Annotated in this window: 25 protein-coding genes and 4 pseudogenes; 10 read left to right on the top strand and 19 right to left on the bottom strand. The window is 68.2% G+C overall.

All coding sequences use genetic code 11. From position 1 onward, the window contains the following. Positions 1–959: 959 nt before the first annotated feature. A complete protein-coding gene (locus OHA03_RS41385) occupies positions 960–1499 on the top strand; it encodes a winged helix-turn-helix domain-containing protein (protein WP_267009102.1) in 540 nt (179 codons plus the stop codon). Further along, entirely contained in the window at positions 1424–2023 is a 600-nt protein-coding gene (locus OHA03_RS41380; RefSeq protein ID WP_267009101.1) for a transposase, read from the top strand. The genes OHA03_RS41385 and OHA03_RS41380 overlap by 76 nt, the downstream gene beginning before the upstream one ends. A gap of 339 nt (positions 2024–2362) precedes the next feature. On the opposite strand, the gene OHA03_RS41375 is transcribed toward OHA03_RS41380, so the two are convergent. Then, a complete protein-coding gene (locus tag OHA03_RS41375) occupies positions 2363–2596 on the bottom strand; it encodes a DUF397 domain-containing protein (RefSeq protein ID WP_267009100.1) in 234 nt (77 codons plus the stop codon). Then, positions 2593–3498 (bottom strand): helix-turn-helix transcriptional regulator, encoded by a 906-nt coding sequence (locus tag OHA03_RS41370; RefSeq protein WP_267009099.1) that lies wholly within the window; start codon positions 3496–3498, stop codon positions 2593–2595. The genes OHA03_RS41375 and OHA03_RS41370 overlap by 4 nt, the downstream gene beginning before the upstream one ends. A gap of 191 nt (positions 3499–3689) precedes the next feature. Between OHA03_RS41370 and OHA03_RS41365 the strand changes: the two genes are divergently transcribed. The 5 genes from OHA03_RS41365 to OHA03_RS41345 are packed head-to-tail and all read left to right on the top strand — an operon-like array spanning position 3690 to position 8539. After that, positions 3690–5186, top strand: a complete 1497-nt coding sequence (locus tag OHA03_RS41365; RefSeq protein WP_267009098.1) for a hypothetical protein — start codon at positions 3690–3692, stop codon at positions 5184–5186. A gap of 38 nt (positions 5187–5224) precedes the next feature. Then, positions 5225–6232: an asparaginase gene (locus tag OHA03_RS41360; RefSeq protein WP_267009097.1), complete on the top strand. Its 1008-nt coding sequence runs from the start codon at positions 5225–5227 to the stop codon at positions 6230–6232. Between the two features lie 35 nt (positions 6233–6267). Next, positions 6268–6747, top strand: coding sequence for a PPC domain-containing DNA-binding protein (locus OHA03_RS41355; RefSeq protein WP_267009096.1), 480 nt, complete (start codon positions 6268–6270; stop codon positions 6745–6747). Between the two features lie 14 nt (positions 6748–6761). Continuing rightward, positions 6762–8030, top strand: a complete 1269-nt coding sequence (locus OHA03_RS41350; RefSeq protein ID WP_267009095.1) for a hypothetical protein — start codon at positions 6762–6764, stop codon at positions 8028–8030. Then, positions 8027–8539 (top strand): NUDIX hydrolase, encoded by a 513-nt coding sequence (locus OHA03_RS41345; RefSeq protein ID WP_267009094.1) that lies wholly within the window; start codon positions 8027–8029, stop codon positions 8537–8539. The genes OHA03_RS41350 and OHA03_RS41345 overlap by 4 nt, the downstream gene beginning before the upstream one ends. On the opposite strand, the gene OHA03_RS41340 is transcribed toward OHA03_RS41345, so the two are convergent. Together OHA03_RS41340 and OHA03_RS41335 are read right to left on the bottom strand one after the other, a co-directional pair. Next, on the bottom strand, positions 8512–9579 hold the full coding sequence (locus tag OHA03_RS41340; protein ID WP_267009093.1) for an aldo/keto reductase: 1068 nt from the start codon (positions 9577–9579) through the stop codon (positions 8512–8514). The genes OHA03_RS41345 and OHA03_RS41340 overlap by 28 nt on opposite strands. Continuing rightward, a complete protein-coding gene (locus tag OHA03_RS41335; RefSeq protein WP_267009092.1) occupies positions 9579–10037 on the bottom strand; it encodes an ATP-binding protein in 459 nt (152 codons plus the stop codon). Before OHA03_RS41335 ends, OHA03_RS41340 begins: the two co-directional genes overlap by 1 nt. A gap of 863 nt (positions 10038–10900) precedes the next feature. Here OHA03_RS41335 and OHA03_RS41330 point away from each other — a divergent pair. Continuing rightward, positions 10901–10996: pseudogene (locus OHA03_RS41330) on the top strand (DUF5999 family protein); the annotation flags it as partial. Between the two features lie 28 nt (positions 10997–11024). Here the strand turns inward: OHA03_RS41330 and OHA03_RS41325 are convergent. From OHA03_RS41325 to OHA03_RS41285, 9 genes and pseudogenes are all read right to left on the bottom strand, one after another. Continuing rightward, positions 11025–11108: pseudogene (locus OHA03_RS41325) on the bottom strand (transposase); the annotation flags it as partial. 102 nt (positions 11109–11210) lie between these two features. Beyond that, on the bottom strand, positions 11211–12062 hold the full coding sequence (locus OHA03_RS41320) for a transposase (protein ID WP_267009091.1): 852 nt from the start codon (positions 12060–12062) through the stop codon (positions 11211–11213). A gap of 168 nt (positions 12063–12230) precedes the next feature. Further along, entirely contained in the window at positions 12231–12881 is a 651-nt protein-coding gene (locus OHA03_RS41315; protein WP_267009090.1) for a transposase, read from the bottom strand. Between the two features lie 236 nt (positions 12882–13117). Next, positions 13118–13705, bottom strand: coding sequence for an SMI1/KNR4 family protein (locus tag OHA03_RS41310; protein WP_267009089.1), 588 nt, complete (start codon positions 13703–13705; stop codon positions 13118–13120). 43 nt (positions 13706–13748) lie between these two features. Then, a complete protein-coding gene (locus OHA03_RS41305) occupies positions 13749–14243 on the bottom strand; it encodes a transposase (protein WP_267009088.1) in 495 nt (164 codons plus the stop codon). 58 nt (positions 14244–14301) lie between these two features. Further along, positions 14302–14583: pseudogene (locus OHA03_RS41300) on the bottom strand (XdhC family protein); the annotation flags it as partial. A gap of 97 nt (positions 14584–14680) precedes the next feature. Then, positions 14681–15157: a (2Fe-2S)-binding protein gene (locus tag OHA03_RS41295; RefSeq protein ID WP_267009087.1), complete on the bottom strand. Its 477-nt coding sequence runs from the start codon at positions 15155–15157 to the stop codon at positions 14681–14683. A gap of 9 nt (positions 15158–15166) precedes the next feature. Continuing rightward, positions 15167–17518, bottom strand: coding sequence for a molybdopterin cofactor-binding domain-containing protein (locus OHA03_RS41290; protein WP_267009086.1), 2352 nt, complete (start codon positions 17516–17518; stop codon positions 15167–15169). A 323-nt stretch (positions 17519–17841) separates the two neighbouring features. After that, positions 17842–18087: a CdaR family transcriptional regulator gene (locus tag OHA03_RS41285; RefSeq protein ID WP_267009085.1), complete on the bottom strand. Its 246-nt coding sequence runs from the start codon at positions 18085–18087 to the stop codon at positions 17842–17844. A 92-nt stretch (positions 18088–18179) separates the two neighbouring features. Here OHA03_RS41285 and OHA03_RS41280 point away from each other — a divergent pair. Then, positions 18180–18518: pseudogene (locus tag OHA03_RS41280) on the top strand (class I adenylate-forming enzyme family protein); the annotation flags it as partial. Between the two features lie 190 nt (positions 18519–18708). Here OHA03_RS41280 and OHA03_RS41275 read toward each other — a convergent pair. From OHA03_RS41275 to OHA03_RS41260, 4 genes are all read right to left on the bottom strand, one after another. Then, positions 18709–18855 (bottom strand): DUF1254 domain-containing protein, encoded by a 147-nt coding sequence (locus OHA03_RS41275; protein WP_267009084.1) that lies wholly within the window; start codon positions 18853–18855, stop codon positions 18709–18711. Continuing rightward, positions 18809–19003: a DUF1254 domain-containing protein gene (locus OHA03_RS41270; RefSeq protein ID WP_267009083.1), complete on the bottom strand. Its 195-nt coding sequence runs from the start codon at positions 19001–19003 to the stop codon at positions 18809–18811. The genes OHA03_RS41275 and OHA03_RS41270 overlap by 47 nt, the downstream gene beginning before the upstream one ends. 230 nt (positions 19004–19233) lie before the next feature. Further along, entirely contained in the window at positions 19234–20727 is a 1494-nt protein-coding gene (locus OHA03_RS41265) for a long-chain fatty acid--CoA ligase (RefSeq protein WP_267009082.1), read from the bottom strand. Between the two features lie 54 nt (positions 20728–20781). Further along, the gene (locus OHA03_RS41260; RefSeq protein WP_267009081.1) at positions 20782–22491 is read right to left on the bottom strand and encodes an aldehyde dehydrogenase family protein; all 1710 of its coding nucleotides are present in this window, start codon (positions 22489–22491) and stop codon (positions 20782–20784) included. 79 nt (positions 22492–22570) lie between these two features. Between OHA03_RS41260 and OHA03_RS41255 the strand changes: the two genes are divergently transcribed. After that, positions 22571–22771, top strand: coding sequence for a transposase (locus OHA03_RS41255; protein WP_267009080.1), 201 nt, complete (start codon positions 22571–22573; stop codon positions 22769–22771). A gap of 148 nt (positions 22772–22919) precedes the next feature. Here the strand turns inward: OHA03_RS41255 and OHA03_RS41250 are convergent, their stop codons facing one another. Together OHA03_RS41250 and OHA03_RS41245 are read right to left on the bottom strand one after the other, a co-directional pair. Beyond that, positions 22920–23396: an MFS transporter gene (locus OHA03_RS41250; RefSeq protein ID WP_267009079.1), complete on the bottom strand. Its 477-nt coding sequence runs from the start codon at positions 23394–23396 to the stop codon at positions 22920–22922. A 119-nt stretch (positions 23397–23515) separates the two neighbouring features. Beyond that, positions 23516–24031 (bottom strand): ester cyclase, encoded by a 516-nt coding sequence (locus tag OHA03_RS41245; protein WP_267009078.1) that lies wholly within the window; start codon positions 24029–24031, stop codon positions 23516–23518. Positions 24032–24056 lie beyond the last annotated feature (25 nt).

The following is a 24056-nucleotide window of genomic DNA, read 5'->3' as shown; positions in this document are numbered from 1 at the left end:
TCCGGGTTTGTCGGCCGCCCAAGCGGCAGCGCACGCAACTTGCACCCACTCCGTAACGACTGATGGGCAGGCGCTGCCACTTGCGGGTGCAGGGCACCGACATGAAGGGCTGTAGTGTCCGAAGGGCTCCACCGCCAAGCACAGCCCCTGCGAACACCTCAATGGTCGCGACGATCGCCGGTTTGGCTAACCGGCGATCGTCGGCTATGTTGCGCGCCGCATCACGAACCCGACGTCTGCTTGGGATCGCGGCCGGCGAGGGCAAGCTGGTAGGACCGCAGGGCCCGGGATGCGCCAACAGAGGCGACCGCTAGTAGGCCATCATCCGTGATCCGGTTGAGATTTCGCGCAGCGAGGCCCTCGGAAGCCCTGATTGCCTGTGCGACTTGTCGCGTTGTGGCGCCGGGATGCGCCGGGATGCGCCGGGATGCGCCGCAATGTACTCGAGGACGGTACGGTCGCTGCGATAACCGTGTTGCAAGAGATCCTTGCCGAACAGGCCAGCCGCGCAGACGCAGAGCCCCGTGGATACCGCAAGGTAGTCGCCCGCCGTTTGGCCGACCCAAGCGCTCAGTCCGCCAAGGGCAAAGAGCGCGGGTGAAGTGAAGCGGGCAGATCGGACAGCGGATTCAGACAGACGGGCCTCCCAAGTAGGAGCGATGCCAGTGGGACAACTCACCTGACGCGTCATTCCGAGCAGTTTCGAAAACCTGATCGCAGCCGAGGAGTAGCGCCGTCTGACGCGGTATTTTGCGAGACGTTGTACGTTGACATGGCCCTGTCGTAGATTTCCAGTCTTTCTGTGCTCTTTCTTGTCTGCCGTGGGCGAATCCCCTACTCACCGCCCCATGATGGGTCGATCCGGTACGGACTCGCCGCGGGGAAGGCTACTGAACTTGATTGGGTGATGTCGGGCCGTTCGCCTGCCAGTACCTGAGTCGGGTCGGTAGTTGTGGTTCGTGAGATACGCGCAGGGCGGCGGCTTGACCGATGCCAAGAGGGCTGCGAGGGAGCGGGTTCGGCTGGAGGCGGTCGGCCTCTTCGAGGGCAGTGCGAAGAACAGAGAGATCGCGGCCGCGCTTCGGGTGAGTGAGCGGTCTGTGGAGCGCTGGCGTCGGCAGTGGCGGGAGCGTGGCCAGGAGGGTGTCCGGTCGAAGGGCTCACCTGGGCGTCCGAGACTATCGAGTGTGCAGATGGCCAGGCTGGAGCGGGAATTGGAGCGTGGCCCGCTCGCTCATGGCTGGGCGGACCAGAGGTGGACGTTGGCCCGGGTCAAGACTCTGATCGGACGGTTGTTCCACATCAGCTACACGGTGGAGGGGACGTGGCGGCTGCTCAAACGCCATGGCTGGTCCTGGCAGCAGCCGGCCCGGCGGGCGATCGAACGTGACGACGGGGCAGTGGAGTTGTGGAAGAAGGAGGTGTGGCCACAGGTAAAAGCACGGCGGCGGCCCGCGGAGCCTGGATTGTCTTCGAGGACGAGGCCAGTCAGTCGCTGAAGCCGCCACGCGCAAGGTCCTGGGGCCGTATCGGCCGGACACCCGTCGTCCGCGTCCGGGGCCGGGGCTCCGGGCGGGTCTCGATGGCGGGAATGACCTGCTTCCGTCCCGGAGAGCGGTCGCGGCTGATCTACAGCTTCCGCGTCCACCGGGGCCGCAAAGGCGAACCCAAGGGCTTCACCTGGCAGGACTACCGCGACCTCATCGTGCGGGCCCACAACCAGCTCAAAGGCCCCATCGTCCTGGTCTGGGACAACCTGCGCACCCACCTCATGCCGCAGATGAAGGACTTCATCGCCGCGAACGAGGACTGGCTGACCGTCTTCCACTTCCCTTCCTACGCACCCGACCTCAACCCGCAGGAAGGCATCTGGTCACTGGTGAAACGGACCATCGGCAACCTCGCCGCCGCGAACCTCGACCAACTCGCCACCGCCGTGAAACACAGCCTCAAGAAGACCCAATACCGACCGCACCTCATCGACGGCTGCCTCATAGGCACCGGCCTGACCATGGAGAGCTGACCACGATCAGGCCGACATCACGCATTCAAGTTCAGTAGCCGCAACATCAGGACCGTCCTAAGAAACCGACGGAAATGATTCGACCGCTTTCCAGCCAAATGGCGAAGTCAGCGACCGCCAGCATCGACGGGCCGCAGCCTTCGCGGCGAAAAGAGCACCCGCCAGCCGAACGGTGCGCCGTTAAACGGCATATGGCGGCAATGCGACAGAGACGGGTGGCCGCCGACTGCGGACAAGACTCCCGTATGGCTGGCCCCGACAGCGGGCAGAAACGTTCGGGCCGCCCCCATCTGCCGTGGGGCCGGCCCGTTGTCGTGCGTGCGGTGCTTTAGGACGGGGTCACAGATCGAGCAGGAAGTCGAAGTCCGTGTCCTTCGCGCCAAGCAGCCACGCCTTGGCCTCAGCCGGGGTGAAGACCTGGGGCAGGCGATCGGGGTTCTGCGAGTCGCCGATCAGGACATACCCGTCCTTGACAGCGATTCGCACGCAGTTCCCGCCGCCGCCGCTGTACTTGGACACGGCCCATTCGACCGACGTCAGGTCGAACGAGGATGGGTCCGGCTTCGCTGTCACTGTTCTAGCTCCTTGATCCTCTTCTTGAGGCGCATGCGCGTCTCGTCGGGGTCCAGCGCCCGCTCCCACAGGTTGGTGAAAGTCGCGGTGTAGCGCTGCACATCATCCTCCCCGTCGAAGTACAACGAGCTGACCATCGTCTCGACCCACACAACTTGGCGGGCGGCCTCCGGGAAGGCCATCAGGACGAACGGGCCCGCAGATCCCGGGTGCAATCCGACGGCGCCTGGCAGGATACGGATGGTGTTGCGAGGGTCTTCGGACTCCTCCAGGACTCGTTCCAGTTGCCGCCTCGCCACGCTGAGGTCGTCGCCGGCGATATGAAGCGCATGCTCGTCAACCAAGGCGCGGAACTCAGCGAGTGCACCCTGTCGCACCTGCTGCTGCCGGTCCATGCGGACGTCGACGAGTGCCTTGACCTCGGAGGGACGCAGATCAGGCCGCATCTGGGCGATAACCGTGTAGGCGTAGTCCTCGATCTGGCAGAGCCCCGGCCAGATATCCCGTTCATAGTTGGACAGCGCAGCGGCCCGGCGCTCCATCTTCAGGAAGCCCTCGAACTGCATGGGCCCCAGCAAGTGAGCGTTGCGTCGCCACAGGGCAGGACGTGGTCGACCGGCCGGAGTGGTGTCCGCCCCGAGTAGCGCCAGGACTTCCGAACTCTCGGAGTCGCTGGCCTGGTAGACCTCGAGCAGCGCTTCGACGAGATCCCGGGCCACACGTCGGCGCTGACCTCGTTCGAGTCGGCTCAGCCCGCTCTTATCAATCTTGACTCCGCGCCGGCGGAGCACTTCGTGGCCTGCGACGTCGCCCTGCGTGAGGTCCCTGCGTTCTCGCAAGTCCTCCAGGCGCAGGCCGACTTCACTGAGGGTCAGCGACCACGGCGTCTTCGCTTCTGGCATGGTGGCCAGTTTGACGGCTCGCCGCGCTGCCTACAAGCAATATGGTCGCGCAATTTGCTCGACCATATTGCTAACGGCTTACCTTTGGGAGCATCCTAGCCAGGGTCACGAAGTGTGCAGCGCCCGTCGCCACGCGTAGAGGTCGCTCCGCTGCTCCGCTGTCCGCACACGCCCAGGGAGAGGCCGCCGCGATGCGTCGGACGCTGTTCAGCCTCCTGTTGAAGAAGCAGAACCTCGCCACCTGGGAAGTGTTCTGCGTGCCCTACACGGCCACCGGCCGGGAACTCGCCCGTGAGACCGGCAACCGCCGTCTCGCCACGGTCGGCCTGGGGCGTACCACGTTCGACCGATGGTCCTCCGGCAGTTGGTACGGTCGGCCCCGCGGTGAAGCGGCGCAGATCTTGGAGCGCATGTTCGGGCACCCCGTTGACATTCTGTTCAGTCCGGCACCCGATGCGAGCGAGTCCCCGGTGGCCGTGGGGTCGGTAGCAATGCAGATCGGATCCCGCTGGCCCAGTTCCAGCATGCTGATCCCCGCAGGCGGCCGCGCTGGGACCTGGGAGATCACCGGGCGCCACCGCCTGGACGGGACGAGCGCCGCAGTGCACCTTCTCCCGGTCACCAGGCGGGGCGAGGAAGTGAACCCCAACGACCTGAGCCAAGACGGCCAGCGCGACCTGGAGGGGTTCTTACGGCCGGCGCGCCGCGGATTCATCGTCGGTGTCGAGGAGCGACGCGGCGACCTGGACCTGTACTTGCACGAAGCCGCGTCCGCCCGCAGATCGGGCCGACCGGGACCGCAGTCCGCCGGAACCCTGTCGATTCCCTCGGCCTACCTCCTGGACGACCTCACGTACGGCATCGTCTGGGCGCTCACTCAACTCGACGACGGCCTCCTGGCCGACGACCAAGTCCTCGACAGCGAGCGGCACCTCATCAGCACCTACCTCTCCTTGCCGAGATCAGCCCCCAGCCAGTTGCTCGTCGACCTCACCGCCGCAGGCAGCAGCTGGATGGGGTCGGCGTTCTGCGCCCAGCACATCCAGCAGGAGCTGGCCAACGCCACCGAGGTGCCTACCTTCTGGACACGCGAACAGAGCGGGGAGGAAGCGGCCCCGTGGCTGTTCTTCAAGCACAAGCTCGACTACCTCCAGGCGCTCACCCGCTTCCACAGCGCCTCGACGCAGACCGTCCGGGTCTTCTGCCTGCCTGAAGCCGAAGTCGCGCAATCCGAGCGGTACGAGAGAGTCCTGCTGCTGTTGGCGATCGCCCTCATGGAGCGCGTCGGTATCCGGGTGCGGGTGATACCGAAGCCGGAATACTCGGAGGTGGACGGCGTAGCCCTGGTCCCCGGTCAACAAGCCGTTGTCGCCAACTGGGTGCGGGTTCCCGGCGGGGCGCTCTGGGCCGCCGGCAGCACGTCGGCCCGGGGCGATCTGCGCACGTACGCGGCGGCGTTCGCCGACGCGCAGGGCAACGATGTCCTGTCGGGCGCCGCGGACTCGGCAAGCCGGCTGCGGGCCCTCTCCGGCTACTTGGGCCTGGACTGGGACTGGTTAACCTCCCGGTGCCGCTCCCTGGGTGAGTACGGTGTCGCCGGACTCGTTCGACCGCGTAGCCGCCTGCTGACGGTGAACGCGCTGGATGAGACTCTGCTCTTCCTCGGCAAGCTCACGTCCGACCAATGAGACCTGTCCGCGCCGTCCCCAGGCATGAAAGGCCCTTCGTGTCCTCCGCTGACCATGATCCGCACCGCTCCGCTCTCGTCCTGGCCCTCGGCGGCACCATCGCCATGACGCCCACCGCCTCGGCGTCCGGGGTCGCGCCCACTCTGACCGGCTCCGATCTCGTTGCCGCCGTGCCTGGCCTTCAGGACACCGCGGTCACCGCGGAGGACTTCCGGAAACTACCCGGTGCGTCCCTGACGACCAGCGACATCGTCGACCTGGTGGGCCGGATGGAACAGGCCGATCGTGAAGGCGTCGACGGGATCGTGGTCACCCAGGGCACCGACACCCTGGAGGAGACCGCGTTCCTGACCGACCTCTACTACCGGGGCAGCGTGCCGGTGGTCTTCACCGGGGCCATGCGCAGCGCCGCGTCAGCGGGTGCCGACGGTCCGGCGAACCTCTTGGCCGCCGTGCAGGTCGCCACGTGCGCAAGGGCACGGGAACAGGGGGTTCTCGTCGTCTTGGGTGACGAGATCCATGCCGCCCGGCACGTCCGGAAGATGCACACGACCAGTCCGGCCGCCTTCGGTTCCCCGGCGACCGGCCCTCTCGGCCGTCTGGTGGAGGGAACAGCACGGCTCCAGCGCGCCTTGAAGAGGACCGGAGTCGTCCCGCTGCCGCTCGGCACCCCGGGCGCCCCGTCCGAGGTGGAGGTCGTCACCGCGTCCCTGGGCAGCAGCGGAATCCTGCTGGAAGGGTTGGAAGGCAAGGTCGCCGGGCTGGTCGTGGCCGCCTTCGGTGCTGGCCACGTCCCCCAGACGTGGGTTCCCCGGCTGGAAGCGCTGGCGACTGCAATGCCCGTCGTCCTCGCGTCGCGCATCGGCACCGGGCCCGTCCTTACCTCGACCTACGCCTTCCCAGGCTCCGAGAGCGACCTATTGGCCCGGGGCCTGGTCTCCGCAGGCACGCTCGACCCGTACAAGGCCCGCCTGCTCCTGATCGCCCACCTGGCCGCGGGCACACCGCGCTCGGAGATCGCAAAGGTCTTCCTCGACTACTCCTGATCCCGCCCCAACCAGCACGAAGGACGCCCCCGCCCATGCGCTTCGCCCAGGTCCGTTCCGGCCGGCAGTTCGTTCTCGCCCTCGACCACGGGGAGGACCTCCTCGAAGGACTCACGCGGTTCTGTGAAGACCAGGGCATTCGGGCCGGATACATCCCGACGTTCGTCGGCGGGTTCCGCTCTGCGCGCCTGGTGGGCTCCTGCGAGTCCCTCGCTGACCCCGAGGTCCCCCTGTGGGAGGAGATCACCGTCGAGACGCTCGAGGCGCTCGGTGGCGGGACGCTCGCGTGGGACCTGGAGAATGACTGCCTGGCACCTCATATTCACGTCGCGGCTGGCATCAAGGGCGCGTCGGCCGACGGGCGGGTATCTCACCTGCTCGGCGCGAAGGTGCAGTTCATCTGCGAGATCCCCATCGTCGAAGTCGTCGGCGATGCGGCGGGCCCGGCGCTGACGCGGCGCCGCGATCCGAACCTGTACGACGTCCCTCTCCTTGGCTTCGGCACGGGCAGCTGAGGAGGGAGACCGCGATGCGCAGGGCGATCCTCTTCCCGAAGGTGGTCGAGGCTCGGCGCATGCGCGTCTACGAGACGTTCACGGTGCAGTTCGAGCGGGCTGCCAAGGAGGTAGCCCGGCTGGACGGTGACCCCACTCTCGCCTCCGCGTACGTCTCCCGGTCCACCTGGGACCGGTGGATGGTCGGGGACATCAAGGGGCTGCCGCGGCGCCCAACATGCCGGGTCTTGGAACACCTTCTCGACGAGACCGCTGAGCGGCTGTTCGGGCCGGCCGAGCCGGACGCCCATCAGCGGGCCGAGACCGGGGCAGCGGCAAGCGGCGAACGCTCGCTGGGAAATCTCGGGTTGTCACCGCACGTCGCCGCTATGGAGTCGTTCCGGCTCGCGGACCGTCAGCTCGGTGGAGGCCACGTCTACCGGTCTGTGGCGCACTACCTCAACACCGTCGTCGCCCCGGGCCTCTTCAGCGCGACGGACCAAGGTGAAAATGGCGAGGCCGCGTTCGGGACTGCGGTCGTACTCACGGAAATGGCGGCGTGGATGGCTCACGACGTCGGACGGGACGACCTGGCCTCCGGGCACTTCGATCGCGCGCTGCGTCTGGCGCAGAGCCTTGTAGACGTGACCGCGGGCGCGAACGTGCTGGCGGGCATGAGCCACCTGGCCTTGCAGACAGAGCAGGTGAACGCCGCCGCTGAACTCACCCGCAGCGGGCTGGCACGACTCGCGGCCGGCCCCCGGGTCCCAGCCCTCTCGGCCCGCCTCCACGCCATGGAGGCCCGCGCGCTCGCCCAGCTCAACGAGGGACGCGACGCCCAGCGGGCCCTCGACTCGGCACGCGATGCCTTGGCACTTGCGCGTTCCGTTCCACCTTCGCACTGGGTGGCGCCGTTCGACGAAGCGGCGCTGGCCAGCGAGGCTGCCTCCGCGCTACTGGATCTCGGCGCGCTCGACGCTGCGGTCCAGGAAGCGGAACGCGCCCTGACGCTGCGCGACGCAAGCCGGGTTCGGAGCAGGGCGTTCGGACAGGTCACGCTGGCGCGGGTCTTGCTGGCGCAAGAACAGGTCGACGCGGCCTGTCAGGTCGGCGTGGAGCTGCTGACCGCCGGCCAATCGGTGACCTCACTGCGACTGAGCAGTCAACTCGACTCGTTGCAAGCCGAATTCGACCGGTACCGCCAGGTGCCCGAGGTCCGCGACCTGCTCTCGCGTATGTCCGCGACTGCTCAGCACCGTAGATTGCTGCTCGGCAGTCTCGCGCTACCGGAAGGTCCGCAGTGAATGATGCCCCCAGGCCGGGAGACCCCGGCCGCAACGCCTACCTGGCCGAAGGCAACGCCAAACAGGCCCGGAAGCGGGCGGCTGCCGATGCCCTTATTCGAGACGGGGACGGCCGGCTGCTTCTGGTGAACCCGACGTACAAGGACGGGTGGGACCTTCCCGGGGGCATGGCCGAGGCCAACGAGCCCCCCGACGCCGCTCTTCGCCGAGAGCTCCACGAGGAGCTCGGCCTCGACATCACCAGCCTGCGGTTCCTGTGTATCGACTGGGTCGAACCGCATGGCCCGTGGGACGACTACCTCGGCTTTGTCTTCGACGCCGGCGTGCTGTCGTCCGAACAGGTCGCCAATCTGAAGCCCTGCGACGAGGAAATCTCCGAACACGGCTTCTTCGACGTCACGGAGGCGCTGCGTCTGTTGCCGGACCGGCAGCGGGTCCGAGCGCAACAAGCCCTGCAGGTGCTGGACGACGGAATTCCGCGCTACCTCCGCAACGGGGTGCCCTGCTGAACGGGGACGGCTGCGCGCCCGTCTCGGCTGGTCACCTCCACGGAAAGGCTGCGGTCCTCGGTAGGGCTCATCGCACTTCGGATGCGGTGGAAGACCTCCTCGATCAGCGTCAGGTCCTTGGTGCACAGGGGCTGACCGAGAGAGTCGAAGTACCGGCCGACCTGTTGCCGATCGCCCACGCCGACGACCACCACTGCGTTCTGCACCCGGTGAAGGATGAACCGTAAAGCCATCCGCAACAGGGCATCAGCGGACGAGCCAAACTGGTTGGACAGTACGGCGAGGCCGTGCGTGATAGCCGATGTCTGCACCTTCGTTCGGTCGGGTGCCAGGCCCTCGGTCCGCGGGCGGCAGTCAGCGAGGACGCCATTGGCTAGCGGAGAGGCGATCAGCAGACCGACGCCGCGGCGGGCGGTGAAGGCGCCCAGGTCCTCGCCGTCTCCGAGGTCGGCCAGCGGGAGCAGGACGCTCGCCTGCGTCCAGACCATATCGGGGCGGATCTGGTCGAAGAGGTCCAGGAAGCGGCGGATAAAGCGGTCCGATGAGCGGCCATCCGGGCCGCGCAGACCGATCGCTCGTATCTGGCCGAGGTCCCGTAGCACGCGCATCTGCTCGATGACGGGGCCGAGGTAGCGGTCGCCGTTGCCGAAGTCGTACGACTCAAGGGTGTAGACAGCGAGTTCGTCGAGGTAGAGGTTCTCCAGAGTCTGTTCGAGCTGGTGTCGCACGCGAGGACCGGCGTACGGGTGGGGAGCAGAGCCCCGGACCCGGCCAATCGTGCTGGACACCTGCACATTGTGGCCCGGGTTCTCCTTGAGGATCTTGCCGATCAGCCGCTCGGCGTGGCCGTACCGATGGCTGTCTGCCGTGTCGATGAGTTCCACACCGGACTCCACGGCGCGGCGCAGCCCGTCGAGCAGTTGCGCGTCGTCTGGCTGAACAACGGTCGGGGCCCACCGGGAGGTGCCTGTGCCGATACCCAGAGGACCCAGGAGCAGGTCCCGGGCCACGAGTCGGTGGGCGAGATCGTTCGGCAGCATCAGTATGTGCCACCCGCTCGATGCAGGAAGACCGCGACGACTCGTTTCCCCGCGTCGTCGCACTGAACCCGCCAGGCACTCGCCAGCGCGTTCACCAAAAACAAGCCTCTCCCGTTCACATCGTCATCATCGGCCCGAACCGGGTTCCGTGGCACCGCTGCCGTGTCCCGGCCGCCGTCGCGGACCTGGACCACCGTCCCCCACGAGTACAGATCGAGGGAGATACCGAGGGCCTCTCCGGCGTGCTCGAGGGCGTTGCCCACCAGCTCGTCGGCCACCAGCACCACGTCGTCCTTGTACTCCTCGTCGAGGGTCTCCGTGAGCGCGCTGCGGACTATGCGGCGGGCGGCGCTCTGCGGCGCGTCGATGCCGCGGAGGTCGAGCGCAGCATGCTTCACAGGGCCGCCGGCGGCGCGGCCTTCGCCGCGTGCCAAGGCCGTACTGGTGGAACCAAGCACGGGGATCACTCCTCGCTGCGTTCGGGATGCCCGGGGGAACGGACTGGCAAGTCCTGGTGAATACCGTGGCCCATCACGCAGCGCTGGCGACAGCGAAAACGAACCCCACTTCTCCCCACTTCGTCACCGGGCTCGCGAACTTACCGAGGCGGGACAACAGTCACAGAGGAAAGGATCCGCACCAAGGGTCGGGATTTACGCAGCTCCCCCAACACTGCGACCGCGAACAAGGCGCCCTGTGCACCGCGATTCTGACCGCGCGCTGAGGCCGACAGGAGTGCCGAGAGCGGCTTTTAGCTGGCAGAACGTCAAATGAGGGCACCCTTCAGCCCAACTATTCCACCCGCGAGGGCACCTATCACCGTTCATGCATTTCAGTCAAGCATTTCCAGTGAAGTGGGGTGAAGTGGGGTCGGCGCGGCCGACCTCCAGTGGTGGGCCCTCACACAAGCCTCGACACACTGATTAATGACCGACTTCACCCCTTTTGCCTGCGGAGCCAGTGACGGGTAGGCGAAATCCCGACTGTGCTCGCCGATGTCGAAGTGGGGAGAAGTGGGGGTCCGTTTTCGCTACCGACAACGCCCCCAAGGGGCAACGCTATTCACAGGTTCACGCAACGCCAGGCACACGTAATTCGGCTGGACAGCACCCCTGCCCGTCCGTTGTCTGCCGCGGCGAGGGCTTCCCCTGCGGCAGCCGGTCCCTTCCCTCCTCAACCCGCTCGTGCCATCCAACGCCCTCCCGGACCCCGGAGCGATGGCCTGCCGGATCCACAGCACTCCGTCCATGTCGCGGTCGTACGGCACCTCGTCCGCGTAGCCGATCCCTCCCCGCAGCACCGCTTCCCCCAAGGATTCGCCATGTGCCAGCACAAGCCCGCCTGCCCCTCCGCCGAGGCCACGGACCGCGAGGCCGCGACCGTGGTCTCGGCGCACCCGGACCAGGGCTGGTCGCTCCCTGGTGACCGCTGACCGAACGGTGCCGGTCCTTCCACGCCGTGATCACCGGCTCGATCAACGACCACTGCCCGTCCGACAAGTCGCTCGGGTACGGCTTGCGTTCACTCACCCCGCCACCCCAGCAGACCAACGGCCACGGACCAGCAGATTCCGCCCCCACCCACACCATCAGGTGACGGCAGAACGCATCAATGACTCACAAACCGCCCTCTTAGGTGGGCAGGTCGCGGCAGAGCTGCTGGAAGCGGCTCCTGGGCCGCGCTTTGCGGGGCGGTGCGATGCCCGGTGAGAGGTAGCCGCTGAGTCGGATGATGTTCGTTCCGGCTGCCGTCAGCACGTGTTGGACGTGGGTTCTGGCCAGGCCTCGGTAGCGGCAGTTCCGCAGGCCGTGGGCATGAACGGTCTCGGAGACGGTGGCCTCGCAGCCTGCGCGGATCGCGTATCTCCAGCGCCACTCGGTCGTCGTCTGTTCGGCCCTGTTCTGCGTCTGGATCTCTTGGAGCGGTTGTGGCATCAGGAAGACGTGACGGCCCTTGCCTTCGACGTTGCCGGTGCATTTGAGTCGGTCGACGCATTCGCGGCAGGCCTTGCGTGGGAAGAGCACGGAGAGCCGGGGGTGGCCGTCGCCGAGTGTGGGCTTCCATGGTGGACTCGTCACGCCGTTGGGGCAGGTCAGGGTGCGGGCTTGCCAGTCGATGTGGAAGTCCTGCTTGGCGAAGCCGGGCCGTTTACCGGCCTGTGGGTCGTCACGGACTGGTCCGAAGAGTGTGATGTCCCAATGTTGGGCGGCGTGGTGGATGCTGTCCGGCGAGATGTAGCCGCTGTCAACGACGTGTTCGGTGGGCTGGAACCCCTGCGCGGTCAGTCCCAGGTGGATCCGGTCGAGGGCGTCGATGTCCTGCTCGGGCGCCGGCCGGGTGGTGACCTGGACGATCACGTTCGGGCCGGTCTCGTCGCAGGTCTCGGTCTGGTGGTCGCGGTAGCCGATCCAGTCCTGCTGTCCGGCGGCGGTGACTTTCTGGCTGTATCGGGCCTCGGGATCGTGCGGGGTGACGATCTCCATGCCCGACCACGGCACTCGCGCCGAAGCGGGATCGGGTCGGCCGTCCGCTGATGCCTTGCCCGTGTTGCGGCGTTCGGTCGTCCTGCGGCTTGCCCGGTCCCGACTGGATTTCGGTCCCCGCCAGCGCAGTTGGCCGTCCCAGTCGAGCCAGTACTGCTGGACCCAGACCTACCGCAGGATCTCAACGGCGGGTAGTACCCGCAGTCCGGGTGGGGCATCGGAGTCGTGAACGGCTCGCAGAATGTGCATGCCGTCCTCGCCAACCCGTAGCACGTAGGCGATCAGGGCGTCACCTCCCCGGGGAAGCCGGTCATAGCGGACCGGGCGGCCATAGCGGTCACCCCAGTCCGCGGTGACGAGTCCGGCCAGCCATTCCTCGCCGTGCGCAACGAGCTCTTCCAGAGCCGCCCGCAGGGTCTCGGCGACGAGTTCACCCCGATTGAGCCGGCGTACTGCCGCCAGCACGTGGGTCGAGTCGGTGCGGACCCGGCCACGGCGTTTGACCAGGCCCGCAGCCGCAAGACGTTCGACCATCACAGCCAGCAGCCGGTCTGCACGGTCCCCTTCGGCCAGCCGGTCACGGAACTCGCTCAGCACCGAGAAGTCGAAGCCAGCGTCATCCAGCTCCAGGCCCAGGCAGTACTTCCAGTCCAGACGGCACCGGACGGCCTCCGCCGCCTGCCGGTCGGTCAGATTCTCCGTGTATTGCAACACCGACACCAGCGCGAGCCGGGCCGGCGACAGACCCGGGCGCCCGTCCGCCGGATACCAGTCGGCGAAAACCTCGTCCACGAACAGCTCGTCGAGCCGGTCACGCATCCTCGCTGCCGTGCCACGCGGATTACTCGCCCGGGCCATCTTCACGTTCAGTGGCGGAACCACTCGACCAGAACCACACCCCCATCGACATTCCGGCCCCCTCCGACCGGCAGAGACTGCCCCGCTCAACAACGGCAGCACACCACCGCCAACGCGAACAACCCCTCGAGGGAAGGCTTCACCCCACCGAGCGAAGATCACCAACAGCATCCATTCCGTGGAGCGGAGACGGAGAGTCAGATCTTCGGAGCCATGCGATGGCGGTTCGGATGGGCTCGAAGTCGAGGCGAGGTGAGTTCAAGGGCCCGGTTGTCGCGCCCGGCGCTCATGTGGTTGAGCCAGCGTTCGTACCAGTCGAGGAAGTCGGTGGCGGAGGAGACATTGGGGCCCCAGTACCCGTCGCTGTTACCAACAAGGACGCGGCCGGTGAGTGGACCGGTCACCCCGATGACGCATACATCGCTGCAGCCCATTTCGATGATGTGGAGGAAGAGGTCGCGTTCATGTGGCCCGGGGCCCACGCAGCCGAAGCCTCGGGGTGTCCCTGGTTCTCCGGGCGAGTCCATAACCAGCAGGGAGCACCGCTCCAGGGGCATGAGGCCGTAGAACGGTGCCGCTCCTGAGCCGCCGATGTGCGTGAGGAACTGCCGATAGGCGTGGGGAAGAACGATGTCGTGCTCGGCCTCAAACGCGGCGACGCGTGCTTCCGCCAGCTTCGGACCGCGGAAGAACTTGTGTTGTTCTTCCCCGAAGGAGTGGCTGCGCAGTGGCTGGAACGGGATCGCGGCCAGCTTGCGACGCAGGCGAGGTATGCGGGGATCCATGGTGCATCTTCTCTCGTCCCCATCACCCTATGGGTGGCTGTAGTCAGCTGGCCAGAAGCACCCTCTTCCGCAGTAGAGCGAAGCCGGCCCGGTCGAACATCTGGCGTTTGAGCATCTTGATCCGGTTGACGTGTCCTTCGACGACGCCGGATCTCCAGGGCAGTGTGAGGCCGACAATGACCGCGTCGCGGTCACGGTCGATGCCTGCGGCCAGGGTGTGGAGGCTGGGGAGGTCGTCTCGCCGGACGGCGTCGAGCCACTGCGGCAGCCGTTCGCCCTGGCGCTCGGTGAGCATCTGCTCAAAGGAGCGGACGTGGCCGGTGAGAGCATCGAGTTCGGGGCAGTGGACCAGCACGGCTTTGAGTCGAAGGTGCTCGGTCTCGGTGAGGGTCTCGGGCCAGCGGAGGATCCCCCGGCGACGACGCGGGGTGACGGTGGTCGAGCTGTGACGGGGCCCGGTGAGAGGCGCTTCTCCCGGAAGTAGGCGCGAACCCGCTGCTAACTGCCCTGATAGCCGAGCGGCACGATCTCCTCCCAAACGGTCCAGGCGTTCGTGCAGCCTTGGTTCGTCGCGCCGGGAGAGCCGGCTGCACGAAGATCTCGATCACTCCGCCGCAGGACAGACCGGTCGCGAAGGCGTCGTCGTCCGAGTACCCGAACCGCTGGAGCACGCTGCCGCCGGAGGCGAGGGCCTCCTGGCACAGGTCGTACACGGCGGCCTCCACGCATCCGCCCGAGACACTCCCGACGACGGTTCCGTCGGCGTCGACGGCCATGGCCGCACCCGGCTGCCGGGGCGCGCTGCCGTGCGCCGTGACCACGGTCGCCACGGCGAACGCCCGTCCCAGCCGGCACCAGCGCGCCAAACTCCTCGGCACTGTCCAGCATGTTCGCTCCACTCCTCGCCCAGCAGAGGGCCCAGACCTTCTCCTCACCCGGCAGCGAGCCGCGACCTGTTTCTCGTCCTGCAGCGGGCTAGAACTTCTTCGCCCCTGCGACGACGGCCTCCCGGATACGGTTGTAGGTGCCGCAGCGGCAGATGTTGCGGATCTCGTCGAGGTCGGCCGCGCCGATCTCCCGGCCTTCCGCGCGCGCCTGGCGGACCTTGGCGACGGCTGCCATGATCTGGCCGGGCTGGCAGTAGCCGCACTGGGCGACGTCGTACTCCAGCCAGGCCTCCTGCATCGGGTGCAGTTCCTTGCCGACCGTGGCGGGCAGTCCCTCGATGGTCGTGACCTCGTCGGCCGGCTCGAGGTCCTTGACCGAGACGGCGCACGGAGTGAACGCCTCGCCGTTGATGTGGCTCGTGCAGGCCTGGCAGACGCCGACAGCGCAGCCGTGCTTCGGGCCGGTGACGCCCAGGACGTCCCGGAGCACCCACAGCAGCCGGACGTCGTCCTCGATGTCCACGGTCACCGGCTTGCCGTTGAGGATGAAGGTGTGGTGCGGCACAGGTGGCTCCTAGTAGGCGTGGGCGAGGCCGTCGGTGGGCGAAGCCGGGATCGGCGGGGTGGTGGGTAGCGGCGTGAAGCTCAGCGGTTCGCCGTGGTTCAGGGGGAAGGTCGTCGGCATGATGCCGGTGGCGCGCCCGTACGCACAGGCCACGGCGGCCATCGCGCCGGCGACCGGCAGCTCGCCCGCACCGCCCGGCGTTCCGGTGGTCGGCGGCATCACGACGATCTCCAGCTCGGGCGGAGTGTTCCACTGCCGGGTGTAGAAGTAGTTGTCCCAGCTGCTCTCGAGGAAGTGCCCGTCCCGCAGGTGGAGGCCCGAGCTCAGGGTGAGGGCGATGCCGTCCATGATGCCGCCCATCATCTGCGCCTGAAGGCCGCGCGGATTGACGGCGAGACCGGCGTCGACGGCGCACACGACCTTGGTGACTCGTGGTCCGGTGTACGCGTTGCCGATCTTCCGCCCGGTCGTCTGCGGCCGGCAGTCGATCTCGGCGAGGACGGCGACGAAAGCGTGGTACTCGGGGTGGATCGCGATGCCCTGCGCCGTACCGGCGGGCATCGTGCGCCCCCAACTGCCGACCTCGGCGACCTTGTCGAGCACCGCCCTGGCCCTCTCCTCCTTCAGGTACTCACGGCGGAACGCGTAGGCGTCCTTGCCCATCCGCTTCGCCAGTTCGTCGACGATCAGCTCCTGCGCGCAGCGGACGTTGGGGGAGTAGATGCCCCGCATGGGGCCGGTGTTGAAGCCCTTGTCGATCTCGCTGAGCAGCTGGGTGGTCGCACCGAAGTGGTACGGGGTCTGCTGGGTGAGCTGGAAGACCGTCTCGGAGAACGTCAGGTCGCCGACGGGCAGCTGGGCCGCCTCCGCGGTGATGATCTCGCCGACGCCATGGCCGAAGTCGGTGGCGACGGAGGTGTGGCGCTGCTCGTACGTAAGCACCTCGCCGAGCGAGTACGTGGCCCGGACCCGCGACGTGGACATCGGATGGATGCGGCCCTGACGGAAGTCGTCGGTCCGGTGCCACATCAGCTTCACCGGCTTGCCCACGGCCCGGGAGATCTCGGCGGCCTCGTCGGCGGCGTCGTGGAAGAGCTTCCGCCCGAACGAGCCGCCGCCCTCGGTGACATGGACCTTCACGGCGCCGGCCGGGAGGCCGAGCTTGAGGGCGATCTGTTCCTGGGCGACGATCGGCGACTTCAGGCTGGCCCAGATCTCGGCCGAGTCCGGGCGGACGTCGGCGACGGCGCAGTTGGTCTCCAGGGCTCCGTTGCTGGCGAAGTGGAAGGTGAAGCGCGCGTCGACGGCCTTGGTGAGCAACGGCAACGGAGGTACGATCAACGGCAGTTCGGCACGTCGCAGCTCGTCGATGACCGTGGCGTCGGAAGCGCCTTCGGCGGTGCCCGGACCCCAGTCGACATCCAGGGCGCGGACCGCGTTGATGCACTGCCCGAAGGTGCGGCCCCGGACGGCGACGCCGGTGGAGATCTGTACGACATCGGTGATTCCGGGCATGGCCCGAGCGGTGTCCATGTTCCGTACGGAGCGGACCGTGCCGTTGATCGTCGGCGGGCGGCACACCATGGTCGGTAGCGCGTCCGCCACCTCCACGTCCATCGCGAACGCCTTGCGGCCCGTCACCGCGTCCAGCGCGTCAATCCTGGGCCGGCCGGTACCGATGACCGTGAACTCGGAGGTGTCCTTGAGCGTGACGGAGACCTGGCTGGTGGCCACGGCGGCGGCCTTCTCGGCGAGTTCACCGTAGGTGAGACTCCGTCCGGTCGCCGAGGTGATGACCCCCGCCTTCGCGGTGAGGGTGCCGATCGCCTCTCCCAGTTCGAGGGCCGCGGCCTCCAGCAGCCGGCCACGGGCGACGGCGGCCGCCACCCGGATCGGGGTGAAGGTCGAGATGGTGGTGTTGGAGCCACCGGTGAGCTGGTTGAACAGGAGCTCGGGCCGCGCGTCGGCGAGGGTGACCTTCACCTTGTCGAGCGGCAGGTCGAGCTCCTCGGCGATCAGTATCGCGCTGGATGTGGTGATGCCCTGGCCGACCTCGGCCCGGGGCAGCGCCAGGGACGCCGTGCCGTTGGAGTCGATCGTGATGCTGATCAGATTCGCGGTGGGCAGAGCGGCATGGGTCAGCATGTCGTTGAGGTCGTAGATCTCGGCCTGCCCTGGGGCAGACGGGACCAACCCGGTGGTGGCCGCAGCCGCCTCCGCGGGGGCCGCGGCCGCCTCGCCGAGGTGCGCGGCCACGGTCAGCGTGGAGGCCGCCACGACGAATCCCAGGAACCGCCGCCTGCTGAGCCTGCCAGAGTCGGCGTCGGACTCCTGGTTCTGTGGGCTGCTCTGCACTCCCATCACCCTCCCTCTCAACGACGAACTCGCACGCTCCGGTGCGCGCGGAGCGGAACACATGGCGGACCGGACCGTACGGGACGGAACCGAACAGGACCGGTCCGAACCGGCGGTTGCGCTCGCTGCCCGAGATACTCACTGGCTCGACGCCTCCGGAACCATAGGCGGCCGGCCAAAAAAACGGCCCGTCATTGTGCCCGTGCACAAGAGGTCGGCGATGCAGCCGTGACGACTCGGCTGAGGGCTCGGGCGTAGAGCGTGGGCGACCCCTCACCAGCGGTCGGCAGTCGGCCCAAGCCGTGAAGAAGGCCGGCGAGCGTCGACGCCTACCCGCCGTTCCCGGCGAGCCGCAACGCCCGCAAAGCCACGTGGAGTTCCGCGGCATCCACCGGCCGGGTCGGAACACGGCCGGTCAGTTCGGCGATGCGGGCAATGCGGTACAGCACTGTGTTGCGGTGGCAGTGGAGTTGTCGTGCCGCCTCCGCGGTCGAGCCATCGGCGGCGAACCACGCGTGGAGGGTGTCCAGCAGCGCCGCGTCGCGGCCTTCGCCGGTCAGCAGGCCCGCCAGCACGTTCTCGCTGAGTTCGGCTCGCGATGAGCACCAGGGCCGAGCCCGCGCAGCGGGCCCGGCTCGCGGACGACCCTTCCCCCAAGGTGCGGCCCAACGGCTACTACTACATCGTCGACCGCAAGAAGGACCTCGTCATCCGCGGCGGCTTCAACGTCTACCCGCGGGAAATCGAGGAGGTCCTGTACGAGCACCCCGCCGTCGCCGAGGCCGCGGTGATCGGCGTCCCGCACGCCACCCTCGGCGAGGAGGTCGCCGCCGTGGTCGCCCTGCGCCCCGGCACCGAGGCGGGCGCGGACGAGCTGCGCGAGTTCGTCCGTGAGCGGGTTGCACCCTACAAGTACCCGCGCGAGGTCCGGCTCGTCGACGCCCTTCCCAAGGGCCCCACCGGCAAGATCCTCAAGCGCCAGATCGCCGCCCCCGAGCCCCGCTGACCCGGGCCGATGGGCCGGCAGTGCTCCGACGCCGGAGCGACCTCACCAAGTGGCTGACCGCCCGCGATTTCCACAACACGGCCTGGCCGTCGAGTCGCCGGTCACGCTGGAGCTGGGCGGTCGTTCACGAAGTGCCTGCTCGATAAACGTAGGGCGCCCGCCGTGAACCAGCACGGCGGGCGCCCCCTTGTCAGACCACGCCAGTGTCGTAGCGCAGGACCGCTCGGATCCCGTCCGGTACGGCGCCGTCCCAGGACGTGGGGGCGATCAGGTAGTGGCCGGGTTCGGTGTTATTCATGGCGCCGAGCTGTCCGAACGAATCGGTGCGCTGGTTCACGAGCTGGATGACCCAACCGGTCGCCGAAGTCGGGCACCTGGATGACCGACGGGCCGTCAGCTGCCGAGAGTAGGCCGAATCCGTGGACGACGTCCTGGTTGGGGCAGGCGACGATGCGCTGGCCAGGCAGCACGTAGTCGTGCAGCATGCCGATCGTTCCCGGCGGTCCCCCGGAGGACGTAGCACGATCCGAGGTGCCTACCCCTTCGCTCGGTTCACCTCGCCGACGACCTACACCCCAACAGGCCCCCGTCGACTCGCTCGCCGACCAACGGATCGCCCCGAGCCCGGGCAGTGGCAACCCTTTCACCACCCCGAACGTCGGCACGGACCCCGCCAAGCGCCGGTATCACGTCACGGTGCGTGCTTCGGACGTCGTCAGGGGCCGGCGTCTTCAGGGACTGCACGGGGAATCTCGCGTTTGAGGATCTTGCCGGTGGCGCCCTTGGGGAGGGCATCGAGGATCCAGACTTCACGGGGGTACTTATAGGCGGCCACCCGCTCCTTGACGAACTCCCGCAGGTCTTCGGTGGAGGCCTCGGCTCCGGGACGCAGGGCGATGGCGGCGGCGATCTCCTCGCCGAGGGTGGGGTGGGGGATGCCGATCACGGCGGCTTCGGCGACTGCAGGATGCTCGTAGAGGACTTCCTCGATCTCGCGGGGGTAGACGTTGTAGCCGCCGCGGATGACCAGGTCCTTCTTGCGGTCGACGATGAAGTAGTAGCCGTCCTCGTCGACGGTGGCGAGGTCGCCGGTGCGCAGCCAGCCGTCGAGGATGGTGTCCGCGGTGGCCTCGGGGCGGCCCCAGTAACCCTTCATGACGTTGTGGCCGCGGACGCAGAGTTCGCCGACGCCGTCCTTCTCGTCGATCAGGCACAGCTCGACGCCCTCGATCGGGGTGCCGATGGAGCCTGCCTTGCGCGGGCGGTCAGGGTGGTTGAAGGAGGCGACCGGTGAGGTCTCGGACATGCCGAAACCCTCCAGTACGGGACAGCCGAAGGCGGCCTCGAACGCGTGCAGGACCTCGACGGGCAGCGAGGCGCCGCCGGACGCGCACAGCCGCAGAGAGGAGGCGTCGTAGGCGCCGGGCTGCTGTGCGTCTGCGGCGAGCATGGCCGCGTACATCGTCGGCACGCCCTGGAAGATGGTGACCTGTCGCTGCTGGATGGTCTGCAGGGCCAGGGCGGGGTCGAAGCGGGGCATCAGGATGAGGCGGGCGCCGGCGGTCACGGCGGCGTTCATGGCGCAGGTCTGGCCGAAGGCGTGGAAGAGCGGCAGGCAGCCCAGCAGGATGTCCTCCGGGCTGAGCCGCAACAGCGACTGCGTGATGATCTCGGCGTTGCGGACCAGGTTGGCGTGGGTGAGCTCGGCGCCCTTCGGCACTCCGGTAGTACCGGAGGTGTACAGGATGACCGCGGTGTCCTGCTCCTCGCGGGTCCGCTCGGGAGCGGGCACCGGGTGGGCGGCGAGCAGCTGGGTGAGCGAGCCGGGTCCGACAGGCACTACGTCGGCGGCAGTTCCCTGGGCCCCGGCATTGGCCTCCTCCATGACCGGAGCGAAGGCGAACAGCAGCACCGCGCCCGAGTCGTTCAGGTAGTGGGCGACTTCGCGTGCCTTGAGGAGCGGGTTCATCGGGACGACGACGGCGCCGGCTCGCAGCGTGCCGTAGTAGAGGGCGGGGAACTCCAGCAGGTTGGGCAGCATCAGACCGACCCGGTCGCCTGGGGTGACGCCGCGCTCGGCGAGCAGTGCGGCCACCCGGCCGGCGAGCGTGTCGAGTTCGGTGTAGGTGAGCGAGTGGTCGCCGAGTTCGACGGCGATGCGGTGGCCGTGCGCTGTGGCGGTGCGGCTGAGGAGGTCGGCGAGGTTCACTTTCGGCCTCTCGTCTGATGGTGGCGGTTTGGGGGTGGTGGGGTGCGGGCGGGGTCAGCCGCGCAGTGCGGAGGCGAAGATGGCGGGGAGTTTGGCGATCGCCGGTGCGGCGGTGAAGCGGGTGACGCGTTCGATGGTGGTCCGGGCGGTGCGGTTGGTGACGAAGTACGGCGGGCGCGGGGAGAGCGACGGGGAGCCGGTGAACAGACCGCGCGGGGTGGGGGCGAAGGGCGCGCGCAGCACGGTCTTCTCGATGTCCTCGAGCATGAAGGCGTTGTGGACGAAACCGATGCCGCTGCCGATGTCCTGGCGGGTGTGGCCTGGGTGGGCGCCCCAGGGGGTGTAGCCGAGCAGGAAGCCGATCGCGGACCAGCAGTTGACGCCGAGGGTTCCGTAGCGCAGCCCGGCGACGGCTGCCTCGACCGCGGTGCGGTGGGTCTTCTCGGTCCTGGGGTGGACGATGAGGGTCGCGCCGAGGGTGCCGGGGAGTTCGTCGTTGGCGAAGTCGACGGCGTGGCGCAGGAATTCGGCCGGGGTGTCGCCCGGGAGTCGTACTACTCCGAGGGCGCTGCCGAAGACCTCGCCGGTGATCAGCATGTCGTCGTGGTCGGTGATGTCGGGGACCAGGATGCGGCAGTCACCGTCGCCGTGGGTCTCGGCCTGCGGGTGAGCCTCGAGCACCGAGGCGAGACGCCGGCCGGCGCCGGGGTAGTAGTCGGTGCGGGGCGGCAGTTCGCGCAGCACCTTCCGGATCTCCTCGAGCAGCCGCTCGGTGCCGTCCCAGGCCCGGGGCACCACCAGGATCTGGCTGGCGATGCAGTTGTGGCCGGAGTTGTTCATCTTGCTGGTGACGATGTGTTCGGCCTGGAAGCGGAAGTCCGCCGCGCTCCAGGGGCCGGGGGTAACGATGCAGGGGCTGACCCCGCCCAGCTCGCTGCTGAACGGCTTGCCGATCAGCGGCTTGTCGTCGCGGCGGCGCTCGCCCGCCTGCTCGTCGGTCCCCCACACGATGGCGTCGTGGGTGCGGTCGCTGCCGGTGACGTGGATGGCGTCGACGCCCTCGTGTGCGGCGAGGTAGCCGCCCTCGGCCGCACCGCCGTCGATGAAGCGCACCCAGCCGCGCGCGACGAACTCGGCGAAGACGTGCTCGAAGTGCGGGCGGAGATAGGCGTTGACCGGGTTCATCTTCGCGACGACGACCTGGCCCTCGGCGTAGAGCTTGTGGAGGATGTCGAGCGCGGTGATGGCCGCGACGTTGCCCGCACCCAGGACCAGGGCGACGGCCGGGCGTCCGGGCCGGCCGCGGTACTCGCCGGCGGCCCGGTCCCGTACCCGCTGCGCGGTGATGCCTGAGCGCATCCACACCTGGGCGGTGAACCCGTTGAGCAGCAGGGTGTCCCAGCCGGTGGCGGGGAAGACGTCGACCCGGGTGCGGCCGTCTCGCACGTGCACTGCCCCGGCCTCGACCGGATCCTTGCCCGCCGCGATCCGGCGCAGCACATGCAGGCAGGCACTGACGTTCTGGACGAGCGCCCACGGGGCGCCGGCCCAGTCCTCGGCCGCCCACGGGGAGTCGGGTCCGTATCCCTTGGCGCGGGCGCCGGCTGCGGCCATGTCTGCAGCGCTGTCGACGATCCGCGGCATCAACCGCTCCAGCAGCGCGATCCGTTCGGCGATCGGGGTGGTGGTCCACGACGCGGCGCCTTCGCGCAGCTCGGCGAGGGCCTGGTCCAGCAGTTCGGTGTCTATGGCAGGGGCGGTCACAGGTGCGCTCCTAGTAGGGTTTGGTCAGCTTCACTCGTGGGTGGCGTGTCTGCTTGTTGGTGAGTGTCGTTGAGGTGGTGTGACACCTGAGGAGATGGCCGGGGTCCGGGAGGACCTGGAGGCATTCACGACGGAGATGTTCGACGGGTTCTTCCGTGCGGATCAGCGGCGGTGGGGGCAGGTGTATGTGCGTGGGCTGCTGCTGGAGGGGCGGCGCAAGTCGGTGGAGCCGATCCTGCAACGACTGGCACACCACCCAAAAGACACAGCGCAGGTCTGAGCCTCTACCAGGTCCTCCGCAAACTCCAGACACGCCTCGCCCTATGGACCGGCGCCTGCCCCACCTGCCACCACAACATACCCACCCCCATACGAACCTGACCAAGCCCTACTAGGGCAGCAGGGGTGGTCGGGCGAGTACCGGCGGATCAGGCGTTCAGACGAGCGGCGTCGCGAGCCGGGTCGATCAGGGTGAAGGCCGCGAGCGCTCCCACCAGCAGCAGGACACCGGAGAGCAGGACGGCGGTCTGGTAGCCGGCCACGCCCTGGCTGTCGACCAACTGTCCGACGACGGCCGGGGCGATCAGGCCCGCGGTGGTGACCGTGGCGTTCATCGTGCCCAGGGCGCCGCCGCGCCGTGCCGGCGGGGCCAACTCGGCGACGGTGGTGACCGCGACGGTCGCGACCGATCCGCCCAGGCCGAAGCCGACCACCAGCAGCGCGGTCTTCGCCCCGGCACCGTCCACCAGGGGCAGGGCCAGGCAGGCGGCCGCACCGAGCAGCAGCAGGCTGCCGCCGACCCGGCCACGCGCCCAGCGGCTGCTGACTCCGCGGCGTATCAGCCAGCCGGTGAGCCCGGCCTGGACGAGCAGCACGAGTGCGCTCAGCGCCCAGGGCCGGGCCAACGGTGCCAGTGCCGAAGCAACCCGCGCTCGTTCGTCAGTCCAAAATCCGCCCGGCCCGTTGGCCGTTGGAACTACCGTGCGGTGCGGATCAGCGTCTGGGCATGATCGTAGGCGGTTATCTACTCCGTAGGCGGGAGAATGCCGAGCTGCCGGGCGAAGTCTGCGCCGTCCCAGTAGATCGTGTTCTGGCGGATGCGCAGCTGGTCGTCCCACTCGGCGACCGAGACAGCCCGCAGCCCCTCAAACCGTCGGCCCGTCGCTTCGATGCCGAGGAAAGGCGCCCCGGTGAAGGTCCCGCTGGCATGCCACTGGACCGTGGTCCACGAGCCGTCGGACAGGATGCGTTCGGTCTCGACCTCCATGTCGGGGAACGCGGCCAGGAGCTCGGTGAAGAAGCCTACGATCGCGTCCAGGCCGCGAAACTCTCCGACCGCGACGAAGGTGTCTACGGCGTCGGGGCTCCACATCTGCTCGGCGTTATCGAGTTCGTGGCGGCCGATCCGCTCGAACAAGGAGCGTGCCGCCTCCGCGGGTGTGGTGGGCTGGGTGATGCTGCTCGACTCCATCGCCTGCTCCTTCTCACTCTCAATCTCGATCGGGGTCTCTTCGCGCTCACGCGCTCCCGATTTCGTCATGCCGGCAACGGTGCCAGCGCCGACG

Origin of the sequence: Streptomyces sp. NBC_00154, from assembly GCF_026342835.1 — a bacterium.
Taxonomy (GTDB): domain Bacteria; phylum Actinomycetota; class Actinomycetes; order Streptomycetales; family Streptomycetaceae; genus Streptomyces.
The sequence above is the reverse complement of the archived record's forward strand: the minus strand, read 5'-3'. Positions and strand labels throughout refer to the sequence as shown.

Excerpts from the sequence above, each read along its gene's own strand:
- OHA03_RS41245 (WP_267009078.1), bottom strand. The coding sequence starts at position 24,031 with ATGACGAAATCGGGAGCGCGTGAGCGCGAAGAGACCCCGATCGAGATT.
- OHA03_RS41355 (WP_267009096.1), top strand. The coding sequence starts at position 6,268 with ATGCGCTTCGCCCAGGTCCGTTCCGGCCGGCAGTTCGTTCTCGCCCTC.
- OHA03_RS41340 (WP_267009093.1), bottom strand. The coding sequence starts at position 9,579 with ATGCTGCCGAACGATCTCGCCCACCGACTCGTGGCCCGGGACCTGCTC.
- OHA03_RS41320 (WP_267009091.1), bottom strand. The coding sequence starts at position 12,062 with ATGGAGATCGTCACCCCGCACGATCCCGAGGCCCGATACAGCCAGAAA.
- OHA03_RS41310 (WP_267009089.1), bottom strand. The coding sequence starts at position 13,705 with ATGGATCCCCGCATACCTCGCCTGCGTCGCAAGCTGGCCGCGATCCCG.
- OHA03_RS41365 (WP_267009098.1), top strand. The coding sequence starts at position 3,690 with ATGCGTCGGACGCTGTTCAGCCTCCTGTTGAAGAAGCAGAACCTCGCC.
- OHA03_RS41315 (WP_267009090.1), bottom strand. The coding sequence starts at position 12,881 with ATGCGTGACCGGCTCGACGAGCTGTTCGTGGACGAGGTTTTCGCCGAC.
- OHA03_RS41290 (WP_267009086.1), bottom strand. The coding sequence starts at position 17,518 with ATGGGAGTGCAGAGCAGCCCACAGAACCAGGAGTCCGACGCCGACTCT.
- OHA03_RS41270 (WP_267009083.1), bottom strand. The coding sequence starts at position 19,003 with ATGCTGCACGACTACGTGCTGCCTGGCCAGCGCATCGTCGCCTGCCCC.
- OHA03_RS41370 (WP_267009099.1), bottom strand. The coding sequence starts at position 3,498 with ATGCCAGAAGCGAAGACGCCGTGGTCGCTGACCCTCAGTGAAGTCGGC.
- OHA03_RS41350 (WP_267009095.1), top strand. The coding sequence starts at position 6,762 with ATGCGCAGGGCGATCCTCTTCCCGAAGGTGGTCGAGGCTCGGCGCATG.